Annotated in this window: 25 protein-coding genes, 1 tRNA gene and 1 other RNA gene; 6 read left to right on the top strand and 21 right to left on the bottom strand. The window is 39.0% G+C overall.

All coding sequences use genetic code 11. The features are described from left to right. Positions 1–79: 79 nt before the first annotated feature. Entirely contained in the window at positions 80–1,330 is a 1,251-nt protein-coding gene (locus CXF76_RS16210; protein WP_101164137.1) for an outer membrane protein transport protein, read from the bottom strand. A 283-nt stretch (positions 1,331–1,613) separates the two neighbouring features. Here CXF76_RS16210 and CXF76_RS20820 point away from each other — a divergent pair, with 283 nt between their 5' ends. After that, entirely contained in the window at positions 1,614–1,937 is a 324-nt protein-coding gene (locus CXF76_RS20820; RefSeq protein ID WP_101164136.1) for a hypothetical protein, read from the top strand. Here CXF76_RS20820 and CXF76_RS16200 read toward each other — a convergent pair. Next, positions 1,897–3,111 carry an HD-GYP domain-containing protein gene (locus CXF76_RS16200; RefSeq protein WP_007587289.1) on the bottom strand — a complete coding sequence of 405 codons (1,215 nt, stop codon included), beginning with the start codon at positions 3,109–3,111 and terminating at the stop codon, positions 1,897–1,899. The genes CXF76_RS20820 and CXF76_RS16200 overlap by 41 nt on opposite strands. A 352-nt stretch (positions 3,112–3,463) precedes the next feature. Between CXF76_RS16200 and CXF76_RS16195 the strand changes: the two genes are divergently transcribed. Beyond that, positions 3,464–5,227: a lysophospholipid acyltransferase family protein gene (locus tag CXF76_RS16195; protein WP_101164135.1), complete on the top strand. Its 1,764-nt coding sequence runs from the start codon at positions 3,464–3,466 to the stop codon at positions 5,225–5,227. Positions 5,228–5,347: 120 nt separating this feature from the next. Here CXF76_RS16195 and CXF76_RS16190 read toward each other — a convergent pair whose 3' ends face one another. The 3 genes from CXF76_RS16190 to CXF76_RS16180 all read right to left on the bottom strand — a co-directional run bounded on the left by CXF76_RS16190 (position 5,348) and on the right by CXF76_RS16180 (position 6,876). Further along, on the bottom strand, positions 5,348–6,052 hold the full coding sequence (locus CXF76_RS16190; RefSeq protein ID WP_101164134.1) for an NRDE family protein: 705 nt from the start codon (positions 6,050–6,052) through the stop codon (positions 5,348–5,350). A gap of 1 nt (position 6,053) precedes the next feature. Then, positions 6,054–6,587: a hypothetical protein gene (locus CXF76_RS16185; protein WP_024589710.1), complete on the bottom strand. Its 534-nt coding sequence runs from the start codon at positions 6,585–6,587 to the stop codon at positions 6,054–6,056. A 214-nt stretch (positions 6,588–6,801) separates the two neighbouring features. Continuing rightward, positions 6,802–6,876: transfer RNA gene (locus CXF76_RS16180), tRNA-Arg, on the bottom strand. A 246-nt stretch (positions 6,877–7,122) separates the two neighbouring features. Between CXF76_RS16180 and CXF76_RS16175 the strand changes: the two genes are divergently transcribed. After that, positions 7,123–7,305: a hypothetical protein gene (locus CXF76_RS16175; protein ID WP_007587299.1), complete on the top strand. Its 183-nt coding sequence runs from the start codon at positions 7,123–7,125 to the stop codon at positions 7,303–7,305. 3 nt (positions 7,306–7,308) lie between these two features. On the opposite strand, the gene CXF76_RS16170 is transcribed toward CXF76_RS16175, so the two are convergent. The 3 genes from CXF76_RS16170 to CXF76_RS16160 all read right to left on the bottom strand — a co-directional run bounded on the left by CXF76_RS16170 (position 7,309) and on the right by CXF76_RS16160 (position 9,189). Beyond that, complete coding sequence (locus CXF76_RS16170; protein WP_101164133.1) at positions 7,309–8,115, bottom strand: phosphotransferase; 807 nt, start codon at positions 8,113–8,115, stop codon at positions 7,309–7,311. Between the two features lie 3 nt (positions 8,116–8,118). Beyond that, on the bottom strand, positions 8,119–8,736 hold the full coding sequence (pnuC, locus tag CXF76_RS16165; protein WP_007587303.1) for a nicotinamide riboside transporter PnuC: 618 nt from the start codon (positions 8,734–8,736) through the stop codon (positions 8,119–8,121). Positions 8,737–8,937: 201 nt separating this feature from the next. Then, on the bottom strand, positions 8,938–9,189 hold the full coding sequence (locus CXF76_RS16160; RefSeq protein WP_101164132.1) for a hypothetical protein: 252 nt from the start codon (positions 9,187–9,189) through the stop codon (positions 8,938–8,940). 107 nt (positions 9,190–9,296) lie between these two features. Between CXF76_RS16160 and CXF76_RS16155 the strand changes: the two genes are divergently transcribed. Then, positions 9,297–9,536, top strand: a complete 240-nt coding sequence (locus CXF76_RS16155) for a DUF2960 domain-containing protein (RefSeq protein WP_077537056.1) — start codon at positions 9,297–9,299, stop codon at positions 9,534–9,536. A 19-nt stretch (positions 9,537–9,555) separates the two neighbouring features. On the opposite strand, the gene alr is transcribed toward CXF76_RS16155, so the two are convergent. The 9 genes from alr to rpsF all read right to left on the bottom strand — a co-directional run bounded on the left by alr (position 9,556) and on the right by rpsF (position 15,743). Next, on the bottom strand, positions 9,556–10,635 hold the full coding sequence (alr, locus tag CXF76_RS16150; protein WP_101164131.1) for an alanine racemase: 1,080 nt from the start codon (positions 10,633–10,635) through the stop codon (positions 9,556–9,558). Further along, positions 10,635–12,014, bottom strand: a complete 1,380-nt coding sequence (gene dnaB / locus CXF76_RS16145; RefSeq protein ID WP_007587308.1) for a replicative DNA helicase — start codon at positions 12,012–12,014, stop codon at positions 10,635–10,637. Before dnaB ends, alr begins: the two co-directional genes overlap by 1 nt. Positions 12,015–12,127: 113 nt before the next feature. Next, positions 12,128–13,066 (bottom strand): DUF4097 family beta strand repeat-containing protein, encoded by a 939-nt coding sequence (locus CXF76_RS16140; RefSeq protein WP_101164130.1) that lies wholly within the window; start codon positions 13,064–13,066, stop codon positions 12,128–12,130. A gap of 9 nt (positions 13,067–13,075) precedes the next feature. Beyond that, entirely contained in the window at positions 13,076–13,558 is a 483-nt protein-coding gene (locus CXF76_RS16135; protein WP_024607941.1) for a hypothetical protein, read from the bottom strand. Next, positions 13,545–14,093, bottom strand: a complete 549-nt coding sequence (locus CXF76_RS16130; RefSeq protein ID WP_101164129.1) for an RNA polymerase sigma factor — start codon at positions 14,091–14,093, stop codon at positions 13,545–13,547. The genes CXF76_RS16135 and CXF76_RS16130 overlap by 14 nt, the downstream gene beginning before the upstream one ends. A 219-nt stretch (positions 14,094–14,312) precedes the next feature. After that, on the bottom strand, positions 14,313–14,765 hold the full coding sequence (rplI, locus tag CXF76_RS16125; protein WP_002962755.1) for a 50S ribosomal protein L9: 453 nt from the start codon (positions 14,763–14,765) through the stop codon (positions 14,313–14,315). A 35-nt stretch (positions 14,766–14,800) separates the two neighbouring features. Beyond that, the gene (gene rpsR / locus CXF76_RS16120) at positions 14,801–15,028 is read right to left on the bottom strand and encodes a 30S ribosomal protein S18 (protein WP_007378475.1); all 228 of its coding nucleotides are present in this window, start codon (positions 15,026–15,028) and stop codon (positions 14,801–14,803) included. Between the two features lie 12 nt (positions 15,029–15,040). Then, a complete protein-coding gene (gene priB / locus CXF76_RS16115; protein WP_004588456.1) occupies positions 15,041–15,358 on the bottom strand; it encodes a primosomal replication protein N in 318 nt (105 codons plus the stop codon). 43 nt (positions 15,359–15,401) lie between these two features. Beyond that, positions 15,402–15,743: a 30S ribosomal protein S6 gene (gene rpsF / locus CXF76_RS16110; protein WP_007378473.1), complete on the bottom strand. Its 342-nt coding sequence runs from the start codon at positions 15,741–15,743 to the stop codon at positions 15,402–15,404. A gap of 377 nt (positions 15,744–16,120) precedes the next feature. Here rpsF and CXF76_RS16100 point away from each other — a divergent pair, with 377 nt between their 5' ends. Beyond that, entirely contained in the window at positions 16,121–17,320 is a 1,200-nt protein-coding gene (locus CXF76_RS16100) for an alpha/beta hydrolase-fold protein (protein WP_101164128.1), read from the top strand. 268 nt (positions 17,321–17,588) lie between these two features. Here the strand turns inward: CXF76_RS16100 and CXF76_RS16095 are convergent, their stop codons facing one another. The 4 genes from CXF76_RS16095 to CXF76_RS16080 are packed head-to-tail and all read right to left on the bottom strand — an operon-like array spanning position 17,589 to position 21,871. Beyond that, on the bottom strand, positions 17,589–18,755 hold the full coding sequence (locus CXF76_RS16095; RefSeq protein ID WP_101164127.1) for an FAD-dependent monooxygenase: 1,167 nt from the start codon (positions 18,753–18,755) through the stop codon (positions 17,589–17,591). Continuing rightward, entirely contained in the window at positions 18,752–19,939 is a 1,188-nt protein-coding gene (ubiH, locus tag CXF76_RS16090; RefSeq protein WP_101164126.1) for a 2-octaprenyl-6-methoxyphenyl hydroxylase, read from the bottom strand. Before ubiH ends, CXF76_RS16095 begins: the two co-directional genes overlap by 4 nt. 15 nt (positions 19,940–19,954) lie before the next feature. Next, positions 19,955–21,277, bottom strand: a complete 1,323-nt coding sequence (gene pepP, locus CXF76_RS16085) for a Xaa-Pro aminopeptidase (protein WP_101164125.1) — start codon at positions 21,275–21,277, stop codon at positions 19,955–19,957. Between the two features lie 30 nt (positions 21,278–21,307). Next, positions 21,308–21,871 (bottom strand): UPF0149 family protein, encoded by a 564-nt coding sequence (locus CXF76_RS16080; RefSeq protein ID WP_007587323.1) that lies wholly within the window; start codon positions 21,869–21,871, stop codon positions 21,308–21,310. 193 nt (positions 21,872–22,064) lie between these two features. Here CXF76_RS16080 and ssrS point away from each other — a divergent pair. Then, a non-coding RNA gene (ssrS, locus tag CXF76_RS16075) (6S RNA) lies at positions 22,065–22,247 on the top strand. The last annotated feature ends 169 nt before the right edge of the window (positions 22,248–22,416 follow it).

The following is a 22,416-nucleotide window of genomic DNA, read 5'->3' as shown; positions in this document are numbered from 1 at the left end:
GGCATTAAAAAAGCCGCTCACTTTAATTAAAGTGAGCGGCTTTTTTGTGCCCTGTGATTAACCACAAGACACTTCTACATTAAAACTTGTAGTTGTACTGAGCACCAATAAGTACTGCATTACCTTCTGATTCAAACTCAAATCCATCTTCTTCAAAGTTCTGAGTTTTACCACGGATAATACTTACACCAAGGTCAACGTTAGAGTTTTGATCAATTGTGTAGTTACCACCGAATGAAAGCCAGAAACGATCGGTATCTGGGATAGAGATCGACAGGTGATCTTGTGATACTGGAGACTGATCAAATGCTACACCAGCACGAAGTAATAAATCTTCGTTATATTGGTAATCTGAACCAACAGCGAAACGGTATGAATCAGAGAAGCTTTCATCTTTATTAAATGCGCTAAACTTATCGCCAGTTGGAGCTGTAACTTGTGCTTCTAATGAATCAAAGCTACTCCAACCTGTCCATAAAATACTGTAATGAAGACCAAGTTTTTCATCTAACTGATGAGAACCTGAAAACTCAGCTATTGCAGGAAGTGTGATTTCGACAGAGCCAGGTAGTTCAGCTCCATTCAATCCACCAAAAGCTGTTGGTATTTGATTCGAGTATTCACCTTCGAATGTAATATCTGTTTCTGTACGATAATTAAAACCAAAACGGCTATTATCATCTAGCTGATACATTAAACCAACATTTAAAGCGTAACCTGTATCATCACCTTCCAAGTTCACAACTTCATTATTTGCAGCGAATGGTAAACCAGAGCCAGCATGACGCACTATTGTTGCGTCAGCGTAAATTACGTTTAAGCCAATACCATAGCTAAACTTTTCAGTAACTTTATAAGCAACGCTTGCATTTAAGTTAACAGTGAAGATTTCTGTTTTACCAGCAATCTGTCCTGCTGAGTAGTCATCGTCAAAGTCTGTTGATAAACCAAAGTTAGAAAATGCACCAAAACCAAGCGATACTTTATCGTTGTAAGGCATAGTAAAGTAAGCTGCTGGTACCACTGCACTTGGTGCAATGCTATCGTCATCTAATGAAGATTGATCAATACCAGTTGGCGCGCCTTCACCTTCTAAGCTTACATCTGGAATTACGCCAATAGCAGCAACACTTAGTTGCTTATCTTTAAATAAAGTCATTAGTGCAGGGTTACGTGCAACTACAGACGCATCGTCTGCAATAGAAGCTTCACCAGCGTATGCACGGCCTAAACCCGATGCATTTTGCTCTGATAATTGAAACGCAGCTGCAAAGCTATCAGCTGAAACAAATGCAAGCGAAGCTGCAATAAGAGTTTTAGAAAATTTCATTGTTGAGTCCTTAACCAAACTGACTGTCTGGGTACTATGTGTGTTGTTATTAGGATTTAAAACGTGATTACACTACCTTAATTTTTTGTAAAAAACTCTATGAATACGTCAAAAGACAGTAAAAAACATGTTTCTTAACGACATTTTAACAACTATTTAAAACTCATCGGATGAGAAGTGTGGTATTAGAGTAAACACTCTAAATGTAATTAATTATCATTTAGATTGACTTGAAATTAGTAGCAACTTACACTCATTATAAAATCGCAATGGAAGTAAAACTGTGATCATTTTATTTATTATTACAGGGCTAATATTTTGTGGGGCGAGTGTGTTTTGCTTTTACAAAGCAAACTACTGTGCATGTACTCAAGCAGGACAATGCGATAACCCCGTAAACCATTATTGGCTAGGGGCAATGTTAAATGCGTTGATTTCTTTAGCGCTGTGTTGTTTTGCATTGCACGTAGAGCTAGGCACTTTGTTATGGTTAACACTGATGGGAAATTGCTTTTTGGGTGCGTTTATTTCTGCAAAACAAACTAAAAAAAGGCAATGCAGTAAAACTAGTTCAACAAATGCTCTTTTAACAGGCGAGACAAATTAATCTGATAATCTAAGGGCTTAACACTTGATAGTATTTTAAGCTCTTGGGTGTGCTCACTTAAATCGATGTCTTTCGGTGTAACATGATGATTGTGCTTAGCATTATAAAATAGCTTAATTTTAGGTTTAATAGGATTTAATACGTTCCCTTCAAGCACTAAAGCTAAACGTTCATTCGTTAATTTTACAATAGTTCCTACTGGATGAACCCCTAAACACTTTATAAAACGCTGTACTAACTCACCATCAAACAATTGCTTATTGGCTAATAAGTACCGCAATGCGTTGATTGGTTCATCACCATCTTGATGCATTCTATCGGCAGTCATTGCATCGTACACATCTACAATTGCCATTATACGCGCTGGACGACTTAACTTCTCTGCCTGTAGGCCTCGCGGATAACCAGAGCCATCTAAGCGCTCATGATGATTCACTATCATATCAAGCATAAGGGGTGTTATACCCTTCTCGCCTTTAACTAAACCCAAACCTTGCGCTACATGCTTTTTAATAGCTAAGAGCTCATTATTAGTAACCTTAGTTGGCTTTGAAAATATACCCTGCGGTAATTTAGCTTGGCCTAAATCATGAAGTAACGCGCCCATGGCAAGCTCTTGCACAACAGCCATTTTGTACCCTAAGTATTTAGCAAATACAGCGGTAAAAATGGCGCAGTTGATCATATGCCGCCAGTTATAGCTATGTTTGTCTTTTATACGAGTAAGAATAGTCATGGCGTTGGCGTTACGAAAAACTGAGCTGACTATTTCGCTGGCTATTTCATCAAGCACTTTTATATTAACACTCAGGCCAGATGTTAAGTCACCGTATAACGACTGTAGCTTTCGGCCATGCTGATCGTAATTGACACTCGCTTTAGCAAATTCTTGTTCAATTGAGATTGCTATAGGTGTTTTTTCGGCTTTTTGCTGGCTATTAGATGTTTTAGGTTTGCTTTGAGGCTTATATTTGGCAGGAACTGGGGCATCACCTTTAGCAAAATCTATAAGCAGCTCAAGCACCCCTTCAGAGACTAAACGCTTAATAATAGATCTATCGCGTACTAAGCCACTGGTCTTAATTTTTATGCTATTGATCCCTTCATGTTGCTTAGTAACGCTATCAACATACATACCAGGAGTAAGCTCAGACACGGGCAAAGTAATTAGCATAAAGGCGGGATTTTTCTATTAAGGAATATGTACCTTAAATAGCATTAATTAAGCCTAAAAGTCTAGTTTTTGAGTTGTAAGTAGTTATATATGACTAAAAGCATTATTTACAGCCCTATTTGAGCTGTATTGTAATTCTGATTATTTTACTTTTTAATAATTAAACACTCTCATCTCAACTACACTAAATTGCTTATCACTAAAAAGCAGGTGATTTAGCTATAAAATTTATCTAATCATTATAAAAAAGCGAACTTTATTAACCTTTCTTGAACATAATATTGTTTTGCCTCGGTCTCAATATACACAGCACTTAATAACAACTGCTTTAAATTCTTAAGAGTACTAATATATGACAAAACTAAACCACCCCGTATCAAACCTGAGTGTGGCTGCAATAAACACAGCCTCGCCTTTGGGTCATATATTAAAAGCAGCCGCTCCACTGCTCGATAGCTTATTAGGTATAAATAAACTGCGTGATATATACCTCTCTAATAATTTATCGGGTTTAGATAAGCAGGAGTTTAGTGAAAAGCTTTTAAATGTATTGGGTATTAATGTACTTGGGGCACAAAGTGTTATTAACAAAATACCTAAGCAAGGCCCTTGCATAGTAGTATGTAACCATCCTTATGGCATGATTGAGGGCGTAATAATTGCTAAATTACTCACCCATTATCGTAGCGATACTAAAGTAATGGCTAACGTTGGTTTAAAAATATTTACAGAAATTAAAGACTATTTTATTTTTGCCAATCCGCTAAAACCAAAAGCAGCCATTAATACCAGTGCAATTAAACAGTGTTTTAAACATGTAAATAACGATGGTTTACTTGTGGTTTTTCCTGCTAGCAGGGTTTCGTTTTTTCAATCAAAAAAACAACGTGTAACCGACGGTCAATGGAATCGCTTAGCGGCTCAACTAGCCTTAAAAACACAAGCCCCTTTATTACCTGTGTTTATTAGTGGTCAAAATAGCCCTATGTTTTACAATTTGGGACGTATTTACTACCGATTTAGATTATTAATGCTAATACGTGAATTACTTAAAATTCAAAAAAGGTCCATTAATTTAGGTGCTGGTAATTTACTTACACCCAAGTTATTAAATAAATTTGAGAAAACTGACGACATTAACGATATTGCGCGCCTGCTTTGCTATTTAAACGATGAACGCTTTGTAACACCTTGGCAAGACGATGCCCAATCAATGCAGCTAAAAGCGATTATGCTGGATGTTGATAAAACAAAAATGACGAGTGAACTTGCTAGCTTACCAAGCGAGCAGCACTTATTAAACTTTAAAAGTTACTCCGTTTATTACGGTTATCAAGATCAAATACCTAATTGTGTTGCTGAAATAACACGCCTTAGAGAAATAACCTTTCGTACATTAAACGAAGGAAGCGGCGAGCCATGTGATACCGATAAGTTTGACGCAACCTACATGCATTTATTTATTTTTGATCATAAAAATGAAGAGATCATTGGAGCTTATCGAATTGGACAAACTGATTTATTACAAAAAAATAGCGACGTGAGCGCCCTTTATTTATCGCAAATGTTTAATTTTGAACCCTCTTTTATTAATCAACAACAGCCGTGCTTGGAAATGGGTCGCTCGTTTATAGTTCAAAAACATCAAGGCAGTTACCATGGCTTATTACTGCTATTTAAAGGGATCGGTGCGTTTATGGCGCAAAACCCACGTTATAGGACTTTATATGGCACGGTTTCATTAAGTAAGCTTTACGACCCTCGTTCTGTCGCAATTATTGACCATGCAATGGTTAATAATAAACAAGGTGTTAGCGCCAATACGCCTTTTAATAATAAAATTCATCCAGAGTTTGAAGACTTTATTAGTGATCACACGTTAAACATAGATCATGTATCAACATTGGTTATGGGAATAGAAGAAGATAAAAAAGACATACCAATTCTATTAAAGCAATATCATAAGCTAGGCGCTCAATTTCATTGTGTGGGAATTGACAGTAACTTTAATCACACCCCAGGATTACTTTTAAGTGTGCACCTACCAAGTGCGCCTGAAAAGCTACTTAAGCTCTATCTTGGTGATAAAAAAGATGATTATATAAATCACTCATAATTTTCACCTGCTGTATTAATACTGCAGGTAAAATACAGTTAACAAAAAAGTCGATGTAATTAATTACATCGACTTTTTTGTTTTTAATTATGTAATAGTTATGGCTATAAAAATATTTAGTTAAGCTGCAGCCACTTTTAAACAACTAATGCTGCTAATGAGCTGAGACTGCTTATCAAAATAATTAAAGCGAATAGTATTGCCTACCTTAATATGGCTAATGCTGACCGTCATTGCATCTTCTCTTTGCATATTTACACCATATTGGCCTTGCTCTGCTTTGCTGTAATGAAATGCTAAAAACTGCTCACTTGCAGGATATCTTAAGTCAATAAATTGCTTAAATTGTTGTTTACGCTTTTGTGTCACCGTTTCAAGCTCAACACCTGACGACGTTGCAAGCGATTCAACTTGGCAATCGATTAATTTTTTTGTGTCCCACCGAACAAAAGCGATGTGACCATTATTTAGCGATAATTTATCCGGAAAAATACACAATTTAAAAGGCGCGTAACCCGATAAATCCATATTTTTTAATTGAGACAATGCAGGGGTCTTATTGCTTAGTAAATGCGGGATTAAGAGGCCTCTGCTGTGCTTTACGGCTGTTATATCAAATGCACTTTGATAATCGTTTAATAAAGCTAATGTTTGCCCCCAATGCGATACACCAAGCCAAGTACCACCCCCTTGCGGATCGATAGGGTAAATTGCGTTATCTGTGTGCTTACTCGGGGCGATTGCCATTTCTCGCGTTTTTTGTTCATCACGATTAAAAAATAACTCGTAGCCATCATCAGTTAGGAAGTAACTTAAAGTGCACATATTAACTTTGCAGTGATTTTAATTGGCTTTGTTGGCTTTTTTCTCTCAAAAAAGTGGCTGTACTTGGTGCTAACCCAAAGTTCTGGTCGAATGATGCTTTTTGTGCAAAGGTAATTTGTGAAATCATCGCATAGTGATGTACTGCATGGCTTCCTACAAATATAAGCTCTCGTGCTAATGAGGTTGTTACAGTTTGTACATTTTTACTTTTAATTGATACTTCGCTTGAAAGTAACAGCGGTTTATTAAAATCATCTGTACTTAGCTGTTCAATCCACGATGCTATCTCTGCAATTTTTTTTATAGCTTCACAGGGGTTACTTTCAATATTACTGCCGCGTAGGCGACTATCGTAATCAATATTATTTATACCAAAGCCCGTCATTAAAGATTGGTAATGATCGATAATGTGGCGCATATGTGACCCAGCTGAACTAATGAAATTAGGAGCAACGATTTGCGAATAATCCTCTTTAGTTACACTTTCAAGATAAGCATGTCCTTGAGCGAGTATTTCTAACTGACTATTTAACATTGAATCGGTTTTCCTCATTTATAATTTCGTCGTATATGCATACATAACGTTAGATAACATTTTGAATAATGCAATTTTGCATTGTATAAATAACTAGAAAGCTGTTCTTACAATAAAATTTCAAAATTTATGCAGTAATACATTTTTAAATACAAAAGTAATTAATGAGAAGCTAGATAATATAGAGGGGAATATTAGTAGATGTAAAAGCAAATGGCGCTCTCGGTAGGGATCGAACCTACAACTCAGCCTCCGGAGGGCCACGTGATATCCATTTCACCACGAGAGCACATTTGTTGCCGCCACACCAACTCGCGATATCAGTGCTTTAGCATCAGCAATGATAAAGAGATCTTTAAATAAATACCAGTAACATCAGCTTATATGCTTATTAATTAAACTCTTTTAAATAAAACACTTCACAATGGCTTAAAAACACGCTATTTATTCTTATTGAATAGGAAACAGTAACGGTTTAGTAACATTGAAACTATGATTGTCGCTGTGCGGATGGATTTAATACGAGGAAATAATGATGAGTTTAATGTCTACTGAGCAAGTTGCTGAGTTTTTAGGTGTAAAAGTAGAGCGTGTAAAACGCCTCTCTAGAGAAAGTTTATTAATTGCGAAATCAGAAGATGAAAATGGTGAACCACAATTTGATACAGCCGAAGTAACAAAATACAAAGAGCTCGCCGAGCGCTTTGGTGGTCTTTAACATCTATAAAAAAGTATTATTAACGAGTTTAGTTAGCTGCGCGCGTAACATTACAGATTTACTAGTTATGCTGCGCTCTTCATACCAGCCAATACATAACACTAAAAAAAACAGCTTATAGTAATTCAGCTTATCCATTGAAGGATTAAACGTTTTTGTTTTATCGATACTATTTTTATAGTTATTTAACAATGCACTTTCACTGCTCTCATTAAGATTAAAGCTCACTGCAAGGGCTGCCAAATCAAAATACACATCATTAGTTTGTGCATATTCAAAGTCAATTAAATACATGCCTGAAGCATTTACAATAATGTTGTCTTTTACTAAGTCGTTATGACAAAAGCCTGCATTAAATGACATAGCTGCAACGGCTTTGAGTGCCTTCTCTATTTGAGGTTTATATTGCGTATATACGTCGGTGCTTTGATAAAAATGAAGCTCTTTAGCTATATCCATTGGCGCGGTAGACACTTTGTAATTGTGCACTTGAGCAAGTTTATTAATAAAGCTAAGCGTTATATCCGATTGCGCGCTCTTGCCTTCAATATAATTAAATACCGCACGACCGTTTTCTTTATCAAGCCAAATAGGCGCAGGACATATATTAAAGTCACTTAAAAAGCGCTGCGCTTCAAGGCCGTCACTTGGCCAATGGCTTTTATAACACTTTAACAAATACCCTTGTTGCTCGGTACGTATTAAAAAATTATCGTTACTAAAGCCATTAAGTAATCGTTCGCTTGAAACAATGCTTGTAGGCTCTATAAACGCACTACACATTTTTACTAACTGAGTATGCTCAATCATTGATTAAAGCTGTGCTAGAGGCTTAGCTTGGCTTTGTTCGTACTCTTCGTACCAAGTTTTAAAGCCCCACGCTGCCATAATGGTATAAAATATAAAGAGTGCTAGCGTTGGGTAATAGCCTTTTTCGTAATATAAATACATAGAAGCGGCATCTATTACAATCCAGTACAGCCAGTTTTCGAGGACTTTCTTAGCCACTAAGTAAGTAGTTACTACGGCAAAACACGTTGTAAAACTATCAAGATAAGCAAAATCGGCATGAGTATAGTTTTGCATAACGTAACCAATAACTATTGCAGCTACGGTTGTTAAACTAATTAAAACAGCATGACGGTTTATCGACCACGATGTAATATTTAAATTTGCAGCTTTGCCTTTACGCCATACAACCCAGCCAAATACAGCCATGTACATATAATAAAAATTAAGTAATGACTCCATAAGCAATGCGCCATTCCAGTACATTATTGTATAAATGAGCGTGCTAAAAAATGCCGCTGGCCAACACCATAAGCTTTCTTTTATTGCTAATAATAAATAAGCCATCGACAACCCTACCGCAATATACTCCCAATGCGACATTGCTGTAAAACCACTTAAGGTTTGTGTTAAAAAGTCCATATTATGCAGTTACCGTTTAGTTGTGCCGATTGTTATACCAATCTGCTTATATACGGGGTCTATTTAACGTTAAGAAAATTACGCTAGAACTAGGCAAAAATTTTTGTATCTAGTTGTTCTAAATAAAAAATTTTTAACAACGTTATAGTGCAATTTAATTCGTTAAATTGATCAAAGATTTATGCAGGTTGGTATTATAGGTTATTCAGGCGATAAGTCGCCAGAGAGAAACTTACATACAAAAATAGCTTTACCAAATTCTTCATATGAACGTTTAATTTCGGTACTTAACACCTGCATTACTAAATCGTAATCACCAAAAATTTGCGTTGATAACGTGTTAGTAATCACTTTTAAATCATCGTATTCGTTTAATCTGTCAATAAAGCCCTGAATAAACGGGATATAATCTTGGTGAAGTGGGTATTTACTGATCTCTACTGATAATTTCATTTTTGACTCTTTATTTTAATTACCGATTACAACAAGTCATTCAATGCTAGAGCCGTTATTAAATACAGTGTAAAATCGCTGCAACACTCAATTGAAATGAGCTTAATATGGCACGTAGAATAACCTACAAATTTAAAAACGAACCGCGCGAGATTAATTTCGCTAAAGATAAATACCATGACATGTATGAAGCAATTGCTGCTGCCGAAGGTATTGATCTAACTAGTTACTTGAGCATGGTACAGCAAATAGAAATGACCTCAAAAGGGTCTGCTTCTGTTCGTAACTTTCGCGACCAAGAATTTGCCCGTATGGGCTTTAGCGACATATACTTTATAAAAGAGTAAGTACCGCTTTATAGCTGTATTAACGCTGATACTCATAACTTACGCGCGGTGTAATATTACATAATAGCTCGTAAGGGATAGTATCAGCGCATAATGCTATTTCTTCAACTGGTAGCTCAGGGCCCCACATAGTGACTCTGTCGCCCACTTTAATATTGTGCTCATTAACGCCTATATCTACGCTAATCATATCCATAGCAACACTGCCAACAATACCATAACGCTGCTTACCAATTATTACTGGTGTGCCCTCTTTAGCGTGCCGAGGGTAACCATCGCCATAACCCATAGCCACAACAGCTAACTTGGTTGGTTTATCGCTTTTCCAACGTCCGCCATACCCTACCGCCTCATTAGCTGGTACATTACGCACTGCAATTACGCGCGTAGTTAAGCGCATAACAGGCTTTAACTTGTGTTGCTGTCCAACGCTATTTGCCATTGGCGATACGCCATATAGCATAAGCCCAGGGCGTACCCAATCACCATGTCCGTTTGGCCATGCAATGATACCGGCTGAATTTGATAAACAATGTGCTTGGTCAATGCCATTCACTAAGTTATCAAATAACGTGATTTGTTGAACCGTTTTGGCATTATCAACATCATCAGCACACGAAAAGTGTGTCATTAAATTAACGGTATTTTTGGCGTTAGGTGTTTTTTGTAAGCGGTTATAAAACTCTTCAAACTGCTCTGGCGCAATACCTAGTCGATGCATACCTGTATTTACTTTTAACCAGCATGTTATTGGCGCATCGAGCTTTGCTTTTTCAAGCGCGGCTAATTGGTATTCATCATGAATAATAGTTTGAAAGTTATTAGCGAGTAAAATAGGTAAGTCGGCTTTGTTAAAAAAGCCTTCTAGTAAAACTATTGGCTTTGTTAAGCCCCCAGCTCGAAGGGCAAGCCCTTCATCTATTCGCGCCACAGCAAATGCGTCAGCATTATTTAAATGCTGCGCAATCGTTACTAAACCATGCCCGTAAGCATTTGCTTTTAGCACCGCCATTACTTTGCTGTTAGGTGCAAAGCACTTAACTTGCGCTAAATTATGCGCAAGTGCAGCTAAATTAATTTCAGCAGTGGCTAAGCGCATTAGTAATCGTCATCTACCGCTGGTCCCGCGTAATTATCAAAGCGAGAAAATTGACCTTGGAATGTTAAACGCACTTTACCAATTGGGCCGTTACGTTGTTTACCTATAATGATTTCAGCAATACCTTTGTCAGTACTGTCTTCGTTATAAACTTCATCACGGTAAATAAACATGATTAAATCGGCATCCTGCTCTATCGACCCTGACTCACGTAAATCTGAGTTAATAGGACGTTTATCGGCACGTTGCTCTAGCGTACGGTTAAGCTGCGAAAGCGCAACAACCGGACATTTTAGCTCTTTTGCTAGTGCTTTAAGTGAACGTGAAATTTCAGCAATTTCGAGCGTTCGGTTATCAGCAAGGCTTGGTACACGCATTAACTGCAAGTAATCGACCATGATCATACTAATGCCACCGTGGTCGCGGGCTATACGCCTTGCACGTGAACGCACATCGGTAGGTGTTAAGCCCGACGCATCATCAACGTACATTTTACCTTTTTCCATCAACAAGCCCATTGTTGATGAAAGTCGTGCCCAATCGTCATCATCTAATTGACCAGTACGTACCTTAGTTTGGTTAATACGGCCAAGAGACGCTAACATCCTCATCATAATTTGTTCTGAAGGCATCTCTAGAGAGTAAATTAATACTGGTTTGTCTTGAGTCATTGCAGCATGTTCTGCAAGGTTCATCGCAAAGGTAGTTTTACCCATAGATGGACGCGCTGCAACAATAATTAAGTCAGAAGGTTGCAGGCCTGTCGTCATTTTATCTAGATCGGCATAACCTGTACTTACACCCGTAACACCATCTTGTGGTGATTGATAAAGCTCTTCTATTTTATCAACGGTTTTTTCAAGGATGCTATGAATGCTTTGCGGGCCTTCATTATTTTTTGTTCGTTGCTCAGCGATTTTAAACACTTTGCTTTCGGCAAAATCGAGCAAGTCGTGACTGGTACGCCCTTCGGTGTTAAAACCCGCTTCTGCAATTTCGTTCGCTACGCCAATCATTTCACGTACAACAGCACGTTCGCGTACAATACTTGCGTAAGCGTCAATGTTAGCAGCGCTTGGCGTGTTTTTAGCTATTTCTGCTAAATAAGCAAAGCCACCAATTCCTGCAAGTTTATTATTTTTTTCTAAACTTTCAGAAATAGTGATTAAATCTATCGGATCGCCAATCTCAGCAAGTGCCGTCATCGCCTCAAAAATTAACTTGTGCGTGCGGGTATAAAAATCCTGTGATACAACAAGCTCCGCTACGCGGTCAAAAGCTTGGTTATCAAGCATTAAGCCACCTAAAACAGATTGTTCAGCTTCTATTGAATGGGGAGGAACTTTAAGTGTATCGACTTGCTTATCTGGTTTGGCCATAACTTCACAGTAGTAAAATTGAATGGCTCTATTCTATCGACTTGAAGGGGCTGTGCAAATAGAAAAGCAGGAAATCTTTTCCTGCTTTTTGTAATCGTGAAGGTGAATGAGCGTTATTTAATACGAAGCTCTATGCGTCCACTAATTGTATCCATTTCAACATTAGCATTACCGCCATTAATGCTAAATTCTAAATCACTGGCTGGGCCGTATTTAGCTTTACTGACTTTATCGCTAGTAACTTTATTAATGATTTTTCCATTAGCGTGCGCTTTAATTTCAAAATTTGCAGATACGCTGTCAGGAAAGTAAAAATCACCATCGCCACTTACCGATTCAAAACGTACATCACCGCCCTTTAAAAGCTCTTTAATATGTACTTCGGCTTCGCCATTCACCGTGTTAATACGTAAGTTTTTAATTGACGATAGCGTAAAATCTATATCGCCATTTACATTTTCAAGGCGCACATCATTGGCGCTTGAGGTTGATTTAATATCGCCATTAACAGCGCTAAAACGTAGTTCACCACTTGATTCTCTATCGTTAATTTCGCCATTTACGGTTTCAAATTGAATATTACCGTTTAAGTTTTCAGCGTTCACATCACCATTTACGGTGGTGAGCTTAATATTACCGGCAATATCATCTACTGTAATTTCGCCATTAACCACATCAACTTCAGCGCCATTTTTTAACTCTTTTGCAGTCACCGATACATTAACGCCAGCAAACTCTAAACTACTGCTTTTAGGCATAAATATGGTTAAGCTTGAGCCATCGCCATTATTACCCCAATTTGATTTACGTGGCATTTTTACAATAAACTGAGTTTTATCGCCATTTGTTTTAAGCTCATAACCCTCGGCTTTGTCATCAAGCTCGCCAGATACTTTAAATTCGTTTTTCTCCCAGCCTGTAATATGTATATCACCGCGTTGGTTTTCAATAAAAATAGTGCCGCCACTTGGTACGTCTATTTGCTTATCTATTTTTTCACCCGCTAATACCGCCAACGGAAATAAGCTCAGTCCTAATAAAATCGCTTTCATGTCGTACTCCTAAATGTGCTGCCAACGTGGCGCATGCACCTTGTTAATTAAATCAAGTTGTTGTTGATATATTTGCGCTAACATTGTTAGTAGCGCTTGGTTTTGTGGCTCATTTTTAAGAACTTGCTTTATTGCTTGCTCTGCGTTTTCAAGCTCTTGTAGCTGCGTTTGCCAGTTAGTGGTCAATGCTTCTTTATTTTCATATTCAACCAACAAACTGTTTTTTTGCGCCGAAAAGTAATCACTTATAGCCACTACGGGTTGTGGCTCGGGCGCTATAACAAATAGATTTACAGCAATTAAAGCAGCTAACGTGCAGGCAGCTATTGCTGTTAGTTTTGGCCAAATAGCAGTGCCTTTTAGGTCCTGCTTATTACTAACCATTGCTCGCTCAATTCCCGCCCACAGGTCTTTTTGTGGCGTAATGTCTTTATCAAGCGTGTTTAATGACTCATTTAAATAGTCGTCAAAATTTGGTTTATTCATTTTCATACCACTCTTGTAGTAGCTGCCTAGCACGATGATATTGCGATTTACTTGAACCAACAGCCATACCTAATTGCTCGGCTATTTCCTCGTGCCTGTAACCTTCGATTGCAAACAACACAAACACCATACGTGCGCGCTCAGGAAGCCTTACTATTAATTTATCGAGACCATTTAAGCCTTTGCAGTCATTAGCTGATTGCTCATCCATACCGCAGTATTCAATGCTCACTACTTTTTGCAGCCAATTTTTTTGCTTGCGTAAGTAGTTAATCGCAACATTACTGGCAACGCTGTAAAGCCAAGTAGAAAACTGCGAGCGACCGTCAAATTGCGCTATTTTACGCCATACCTGTACAAACACTTCTTGGGCTGCATCTTCAGCATGCGCTTGGTCCGCTAATAAGCGTAGACATAAACCGTAGACTCGTTTTATATGTAACTCATAAAGCGTTGTGTATGCGCCTTGATCACCTGATTTAACACGCTCAATGAGTTTAGCTTCGCATAAAGGCGTTTGTTCGGGTTTAACGTGTAACATCCGTGATGTCGCCTTTTAATTATTATTATTGAGTTAGTGTATTGATAAGTTAGACGTAATAACAGTTCGAAAAGGTTTAAAGGGAATGAAAAAATAATTGAATAAAAAAAGGGCTTGTACGAGGTTGTATTTAACAGTGCCCTTAACTAATAAAGTTAGCCAAATTACAGACACAAAAAAGCCGTGCTAATAGCACGGCTTTTGTCGCTTAATTAAAAATTAAGCTTCAGCGATTACGATTACTTTAATAGTAGCCGTTACGTCTGAGTGAACTGAAATTGATACGTCAAATTCACCTGTCTCACGGATAGTACCTAGAGGCAAACGAACTTCTGACTTAGCAACTTCAACACCAACAGCTGAGATAGCGTCAGCGATGTCACGAGTACCGATTGAACCGAATAACTTACCTTCGTCACCAGCTTTAGATACTAATGTAACTTCTGCTAATGCTTCTAGTTTTTCAGCGCGTGCTTGTGCAGCAACTAACTGTTCAGCGATTTTCGCTTCAAGTTCTGCACGACGAGCGTCAAACGTTTCAATGTTAGCTTTAGTCGCAGGAACTGCCTTACCTTGAGGGAAAAGGAAGTTACGTGCGAAACCAGATTTAACTACAACCTGTTCACCTAGGCTACCTAGGTTAGCGATCTTATCTAGTAGAATAACTTGCATGTTTCTACACCTTTTAAAAACTGTTAATCCGCTGCTTACTTATGTAAGTCAGTGTATGGAAGAAGGGCTAAGTAGCGAGCACGCTTAATAGCAGTTGCTAGCTGGCGCTGAAATTTAGCGCTAGTACCTGTGATACGGCTAGGTACGATTTTGCCACTTTCTGTAACATAGTTTCTAAGAGTAGCTAGATCTTTGTAATCGATTTGTTTTACGCCTTCCGCTTTAAAGCGGCAGAACTTACGACGTCTGAAATAACGTGCCATGAGATTAATTCCTCAAATAATTCTTTCTATATGCTGAGCATGCAAAACCAATTGGCTAAGGCCGTTACGACCTTCGTGGCGATTTAAAAAACCACTCACTTGCAATGCCTGCCCAACGTGCAAATGTTGAGTCTGTTGTTGCATTTGCTTTCCACTGGCAACTACCTGAAGCCTCACGTAACTATTACGGTTAAGGTCTGCTTCGGTTTGCATCGATTTATGTTCTACAACAAAAATACAATGCGGGATGCCAGCAGGGCTTTGGCTAAACTTGGGAGTTTTACAAACTACCCCAGATATAACCAGCTGATTCATATATGGGCTAACCATTATAGTAACTGCTGATTACATGCCATGCTAGGACTCAAAACAATTAAGCAGCTGGTGCTTCTTTCTTCTCTTCTCTTGCAAGAGGAGACGCTTCAGTTTCAGCAGTTTTAGTGCGGATAACTAAGTTACGAAGCACTGCATCGTTGTAGCGGAAAGTAGTTTCTAGCTCGCTGATTACTTCAGTTGGTGCTTCAACGTTCATAAGAACATAGTGAGCTTTATGAAGCTTGTTAATTGGGTAAGCCAATTGACGACGGCCCCAATCTTCAAGACGGTGGATAACACCACCAGCTTCAGTGATAGAACCAGTATAACGTTCGATCATACCAGCAACTTGCTCACTCTGATCTGGGTGAACCATGAATACGATTTCGTAATGACGCATGGATATTCCTTACGGTTAATAGAGCCTTCTACCGTTTCGGCCGGTCGGTTTAAGGCAAGGAATTAATAGTTTAAAAGCCGAAATGAGCGCGCATTTTACGCTTAGACGGATAATTAAGCAAGCAGGTTTTTTAAGCTTTTATAGATAAGTGTTTAAAGGTAAACATTTCGAGCTTCGCTCGTCGCGTCAGCAAGCTGTACGCCTACCGCAAAAGTTAAGCGCAGAGTGTAATATCTCTTGTAGAAGCCGAGCTTACTCGCGTGAAAAGCGATAGCTTTTAATTGCTTAAGCTTTATGTTTACCCCGAAAATATAAACATTTACTCAAGCTTAAAGCCGTGCAATTATTAAGCAATACATTATTAAATAAGGATATTTATGAAGCTCTTACTATCGCTTGTATTAATACTTACTTTTAGTACACCATTTTTAAGCCACGCAAAAACCAATACAACTGACATAACCGTTGGTAAAAAAGTCATTCTGCAGTCAAAAATACTTAACGAAGACAGACCCATTAAAATTTTCATACCTGACACTGTAAAAGACGATCAGCCGCTTTATGTTATTTATTTACTTGATGGTGTTGAGCACTTTCATACGGTGTCTGGTGTTATTAAATCCCTTGTTGATTACGAGCAGATACCTAACGCAATGCTCGTTAGTATTGATACAACTAACCGTGTTCGCGATTATTTACCAAAAGTAGAAGGCGAGCCTAAAACAGAGTTTCAAACTTTTGTTAAAAACAAATGGCCTGAAGCTGGACAAACCGACAAGTTTTTAAACTTTGTGTCTGATGAACTCATGCCTTATATAAACAGTAATTACTCAACTAACGGCTACAACACCTTAATTGGCCACTCTAATGCAGGTACTTTGGCGCTTTATACTTTAGTTAATCAGCCTGAGTTATTTAATAACTATATAGCTATAAGCCCAAACAGTTGGTGGAGTGATGAAGAATTAAAAAATAATATTATAAAATACACTAAAAACCCTAAAGGCGGTCAATCGTTATTTATTAGTGTAGCAAGTGAAGGGTCACGCTTTTATACAGGTGTATTAAATACTTTAGTAAATTTAGAGCAACAAATGCCCACACAGCTAAAATGGGAATATAAGCATTACCCTACCTTTAGTCATATGGGCACCATACTACCAGCCCTTAGCGATAGCCTAATTCACTTATTTGGCGACCTAATTTTTAGCGTTACTGACGAGCACGGAAAGTTTGCTGATGTATCGCTCATTACAGGTTATTACCAAGCACTGAGTGATAAATATGGGTTTGAGCTTAAAATTCCACAAGATGTATACGTAGAATTTGCTCATAGCCAGCAAAAATTTGGTAACACAGCTAAAGCTATTACCACGCTTAAACACTTTACTACCCATTACCCTAATGCTGCCTATTCTCACATGCGTTTATCGCAAGGCTATACTGCAAATAAGCAGTTCAAAGAGGCCGTCACCAGTATGAAACACGCATTAGAACTTGCTAAGCAAAACTCGCGAGATCCAATGTTAATTGATGCGCTCAAGGATATGGTGAATGAAGCACAAGAGAATTTGTAACTGATTTAACGCAAAGCACTTTTTAGCTAATGATAGTAATTACGAGCTACGCTCGTCGCGTCAGCAAGCTAAACGCCTACAGGTAAAATTAAGCTCAGTGTGAAACTTTGCATGTAGACGCTGAGCTTGCTCGCGTAAAAAGCGCAGCTTTTAATATATTTAAAACCACCATAAAACAAAACCGACACTTAAATTAAACATCGTTTTTTTAATCAAGCTCATCACTTTACTTTATCCGTTGGGTTTCGCTTCGCTCAACCCAACCTACTTATTTGCCTATCGCTTCTTTGGCGAACAGGTGTTTTATTGGGCCTAAATTATCAACGAGTGACAGCCCTACTCCGCGGATAAGTTTTTTAACCGGATTTGCACCTGCAAATAGCTCTTTTAACCCTTGCATCATGGCTATGTGCTTTTGCGCATCGAGCTTACGGGTACGTTCGTAATCGCGAAGTGTGCGCGTGCTTGCAAGCTCCTTGCTATCACTTGTGAGTAGCTCAATTAAATAAGCCGCATCTTTTAGGCCTAGGTTCATACCAAGCCCTGCAAGTGGATGGATTGTATGTGCAGCGTCGCCAATGAGTACCACTTTGCCTGAAACCCATTGCTGGGCGTAGCGCATTTTAAGTGGGAAAGCAGTGCGCGCACTTTGCACTTCACACAGCCCGCATTGACCATCTATTGCAGCCATTACGGCTTTATTAAAGGCGGTGTCGTCCATTGCTAATAATTCATCACAATGATTGGGGCTGGTAGACCACACAATTGAATGAGTATGCTCATCGCTCAATGGTAAAAACGCGAGTGGCCCTGTTGGTAAAAAGACTTGGCGTGCGGTGTTTGCATGTTGCTCTTTAGTTTTAACTGTCGCGACTAGCGCATGGTGATCGTAATCTTTAAAGCTAAGCGCCATATTAAATTGTTTACGTATAGCTGAATTTGCACCATCAGCCGCCACCAGCAGTTTTGCAATAATTGGCTCGCCGCTTTTAAGTGTTATAAATACATCAGATTCGCTTTGATGTATTTGCTGATACTGTGTATCAAACATTAGTGTTGCACTGCTTTGTTGCTCTAGCTCTTTTATAAGCGCAAAGCGGATAATGTCGTTTTCAACAATATGGCCTAAATGTTCAAGCTCAAGTTGCTCGTTATTAAACGCTATTTTGCCAAAGCTGTCGGCATCACGTACATCCATATGTGTATAAGCGCACGCTCGCTGTGCGATAATTTCGGGCCATACATTTAATTGTTCAAGCAAGGTTTGGCTTGCAATGCTTAACGCACTTACACGCAAACCATATTCGTCAGTTGGTAACGCTTGTGTTGGTGCGCCGTCGAGTACAACGACGCTTATATCGGCTTTTGCCAATCCAAGTGCTAGTGTTAGCCCTACACAGCCGCCACCTACAATACAAACCTGTGCTTGCTTCATAAACGCCTACCTTGTTTAACTTGCCCCATTAACTGTTTGGCTAATGGCGCTTTTAATGCGGGAAATAAATCCATCGAAAACAACCCAATACTGCGCCCCAATGCGAGCACTCGCGATGAGTTTGAAAAAAGCCTAACAAGTGCATCTGTTAAACTCATTACTGTTTTTATATCATCACTGCGTTTTTTTGAATATTCACGTGTAAACGCATAGCTGCCTAAATCGTGCTGGCTATCTGCTATTAAATTACTAAGTACTTGTACGTCGCGAAGACCTAAATTAAAACCTTGCCCTGCAATAGGATGAATAGCATGTGCAGCATTACCAATAACCACTGTACGGTGCGCAGTTAAAGACTCAACTTGCCCGTAAACGAGCGGGTAACTCGTGCGCATGCCTACTTTAGTAAATTGACCACCGCGATAACCAAACGCGCTTTGCAGTGCACTTAAAAAACCTTGCTCACTGAGTGCCATGTGCTGTTCAACCTGATCTTGGCGCATACACCACACTAACGAATAACGGTTATTGCTCATGGGTAATAACGCCATAGGCCCGTTTTGTGTAAAGCGCTCAAAGGCATGATTATTATGCCCACCAGCCACTTCTACATTAGCAATAATAGCGCCTTGTTCATAAGGCTGGGTATTAAAACCAAGCCCAAGTAAACTACGTGTTGGTGATTGTGCGCCATCAGCAATAACCAATAGTGCTGCATTTAATTGCTCGCCGCTTTGTAGGGTGAGTGTATTGCTATGCAGAGTTTGCTCAATGGCAGTTACGCTATCGGGGCACAAAAGCGTAATATTTGACTGCGTTAAACGCAGGTGGAGCGCTCGGCCAAATGGATTTACTTCTACTACGTAACCAAGTGAGAGCTTAGCAAATTCGTCGCAATTAATGTGCGCTTTGCCAAAGTGGCCTCTATCAGACACGCTCACTTTTTTGATTGCTGCGGTGTAAGGGGCATTTTGTTCAAATAAATTGAGGCTTTGTAAATACTCTACCGATTGCTGAGCAAGTGCAATGCTTCTGTCGTCAAAGCTTGGGTGGTAGTCGCCGGTTACTTGATTCGCTTCTACAACGGCAATATTTAACGCGGGATTAGTTTTAGCCACACTTAATGCGCAGCTTGCTCCCGCTAAACCACCGCCAATAATAACTACATCAAACTGCTTAGCCACTTTACTCTCCGAGCTTTATACGTTTTTAGCACTTTGCATAAGTGCTTCTATATCGCTAATTTTTTTAGGTACGCTTAGGGTCAAGTTTTCATGGCCGTTTTCGGTAACTAGCAAGTTATCTTCGATACGAATACCAATGCCTTTGTATTTTTGCGGTGCGCTTGAGTCTTCGCTTATATAAAGCCCTGGCTCTATAGTGAGTACCATACCAGGCTCAAATGCACGCTCAGCGTTATTTACTTTGTATTCGCCAACATCATGTACATCTAAACCAAGCCAATGCCCAAGCCCGTGCATGTAATATTCTTTACACGCACCTTTTGCCATTAGCTCGTCAAAGTCGCCAATTAAAATACCTAAGTCGAGTAAACCTTGGGTCATTACTTCCATTGCTAGTTTATTAGCATGCGACATATAACCACCGGGTTTTACTTCATCAAAGGCAACTTCTTGCGCTTTAAGTACAATATTATAAAGCGCGGCTTGCTCTTCGCTAAATTGACCATTTACCGGAAATGTACGCGTAATATCAGCAGCATAACCTTGTAACTCGCACCCAGAGTCTATAAGTACCAGATCACCATTTTTTAATACGTCGCTATTTTGCGTGTAATGTAAAATATTGGCGTTGTCGCCACTACCAACAATTGTGCCGTACGCAGGATGCGGCGCACCGTTCATTGCATAATGATGATGTAGCTCTGCTTCTAGCTGAAATTCAGTAGCTCCGGCATGTGAAAAACGCATGGCGCGCATGTGCCCTCGCGCACTAATTTCACAACCTTCTCGCATAACATCTATCTCACTTGGCGATTTAAACAAACGCATTTCGTGAATTAGGCCGCGTATTTCTTTTAAAGTACTCGGTGCTTTGAGGCCTTTTCGAGAGCCACTTCGAAGTGTACCTAGTAACGAAAACACTTTGGTATCAAATGAGGGGTAAGCACCTTGTGCAAAATAGAGCGCATTTTTTGCATTTAGCATATCGAGTGTTTTATCGTTTAATTCACTTAGCGGGTAAGCTTCATCAAACAGGTAGTCACTTTTAGCTTTATCAAAGCCAACTCTGCGGCCATGCCAAATTTCTGCAAGCTTGTCTTTATCTAGGCAAAATAAAGTACTGGGTGCATCGCTGTTATTACAGAGTACAAGTACGGCGTCGGGTTCGTTAAAGCCAGTTAAGTAAAAAAAGTCGCTATCTTGTCTAAATGCATATTCGGTATCGCGGCTGCGCGTCACTTCGCTCGCAGCGGGAATAATAGCAACGCTATTTTCATCCATTTGAGCAAGTAAGCGCTCGCGACGTGCTTTAAATTCTGACTTTTGTACTTCAACCATTATTAACCAACCCGTTTTACTTTTTAAAAGTTAATGAAGTGTTTTTTTAGTACTTTGCGTGCTTTGCTCTTTACCAAGCTCTGCAAAACAAAGTAGTGCTGATACACGCACATATTCAATCACTTCGTGCAGCGCTTGGCTGTCTTCTTCGGTTTCTTCAAAAGTAGTATCTAGGCGAGTAATTTCGCTAAAGTCAGTAATAACCTCTTTAACATCGCTCGATAGTTTACCGTAGTCTTTTTGCTTTAAACCAAAACCAAGCATAAAACCCGCTACCCATGATACGAGGCCATTAGCCTGATCGATGAGTGTTTCATCGTCGCTTGGTAAAAATAAATCAAACTGAAATTCATCATCATTAAAGCTCGCGACTACTTGCTTATAAATAGTGCCAAAAAACTGCTTTAAATCGTTACTAAACGATTCACCATCGTTAAACACATCGCTCAAAAGGCCTAAGTATTCTTTGTCGTCAATGGTTAAACCACACGCAAGTAAACCACTAATTACACCATGCGCTTCAGCAGGTGATACAAATATTTCGTTTTTTTCTAAAAGCAGTTGAGCTTTTTCGTAATCGGGTAAATCGTTCATAATCGAATCTTCGCTTTGCAAGTTAAGGCAATGCTACCACTCGATAAAAAGCAACTCCAATTAATTGTATGATCAAGCTCAAAAACCATGCGATAAAGTAAATGATGAGTTAAAGGTGCGGAAAAACTAAGCGAACGATATAATTTTTTACGTTTGGGGTTTAAGGATTGGATTATGTCTTATATACTTAAATTGTTCCCTGGGGTACCGGAGCTTAGTTAAGTCCCTGAGCCGATAAATTTTATACCAGGGTTTCTGTTCGTCTACTATTGTGCAGGCTCGGCATGTACTGAGAAGCCTACGGTAAACCGCAGATTCCCGCCCTGAAACCTTCTGGTTTCAGGACTGAAACCGAGTACCGTATCTTGGGGAACACCTTTTTAGCAAACCCTCGCCTTTAAAAGGCTTTATCAAAAAAAATTAACCTTCCTATTTACTCTTATATTTATCTAAATTTTTTATTCACTTATCTTCAATTGTCTAATATTACTTTTAACTTATAAAAAAAGCCGCAGGTAATTACTTACCTACAGCTTTAATAATCA

Origin of the sequence: Pseudoalteromonas sp. 78C3 (assembly GCF_002836695.1) — a bacterium.
Classification (GTDB): Bacteria; Pseudomonadota; Gammaproteobacteria; order Enterobacterales; family Alteromonadaceae; genus Pseudoalteromonas; species Pseudoalteromonas arctica.
The sequence above is the reverse complement of the archived record's forward strand: the minus strand, read 5'-3'. Positions and strand labels throughout refer to the sequence as shown.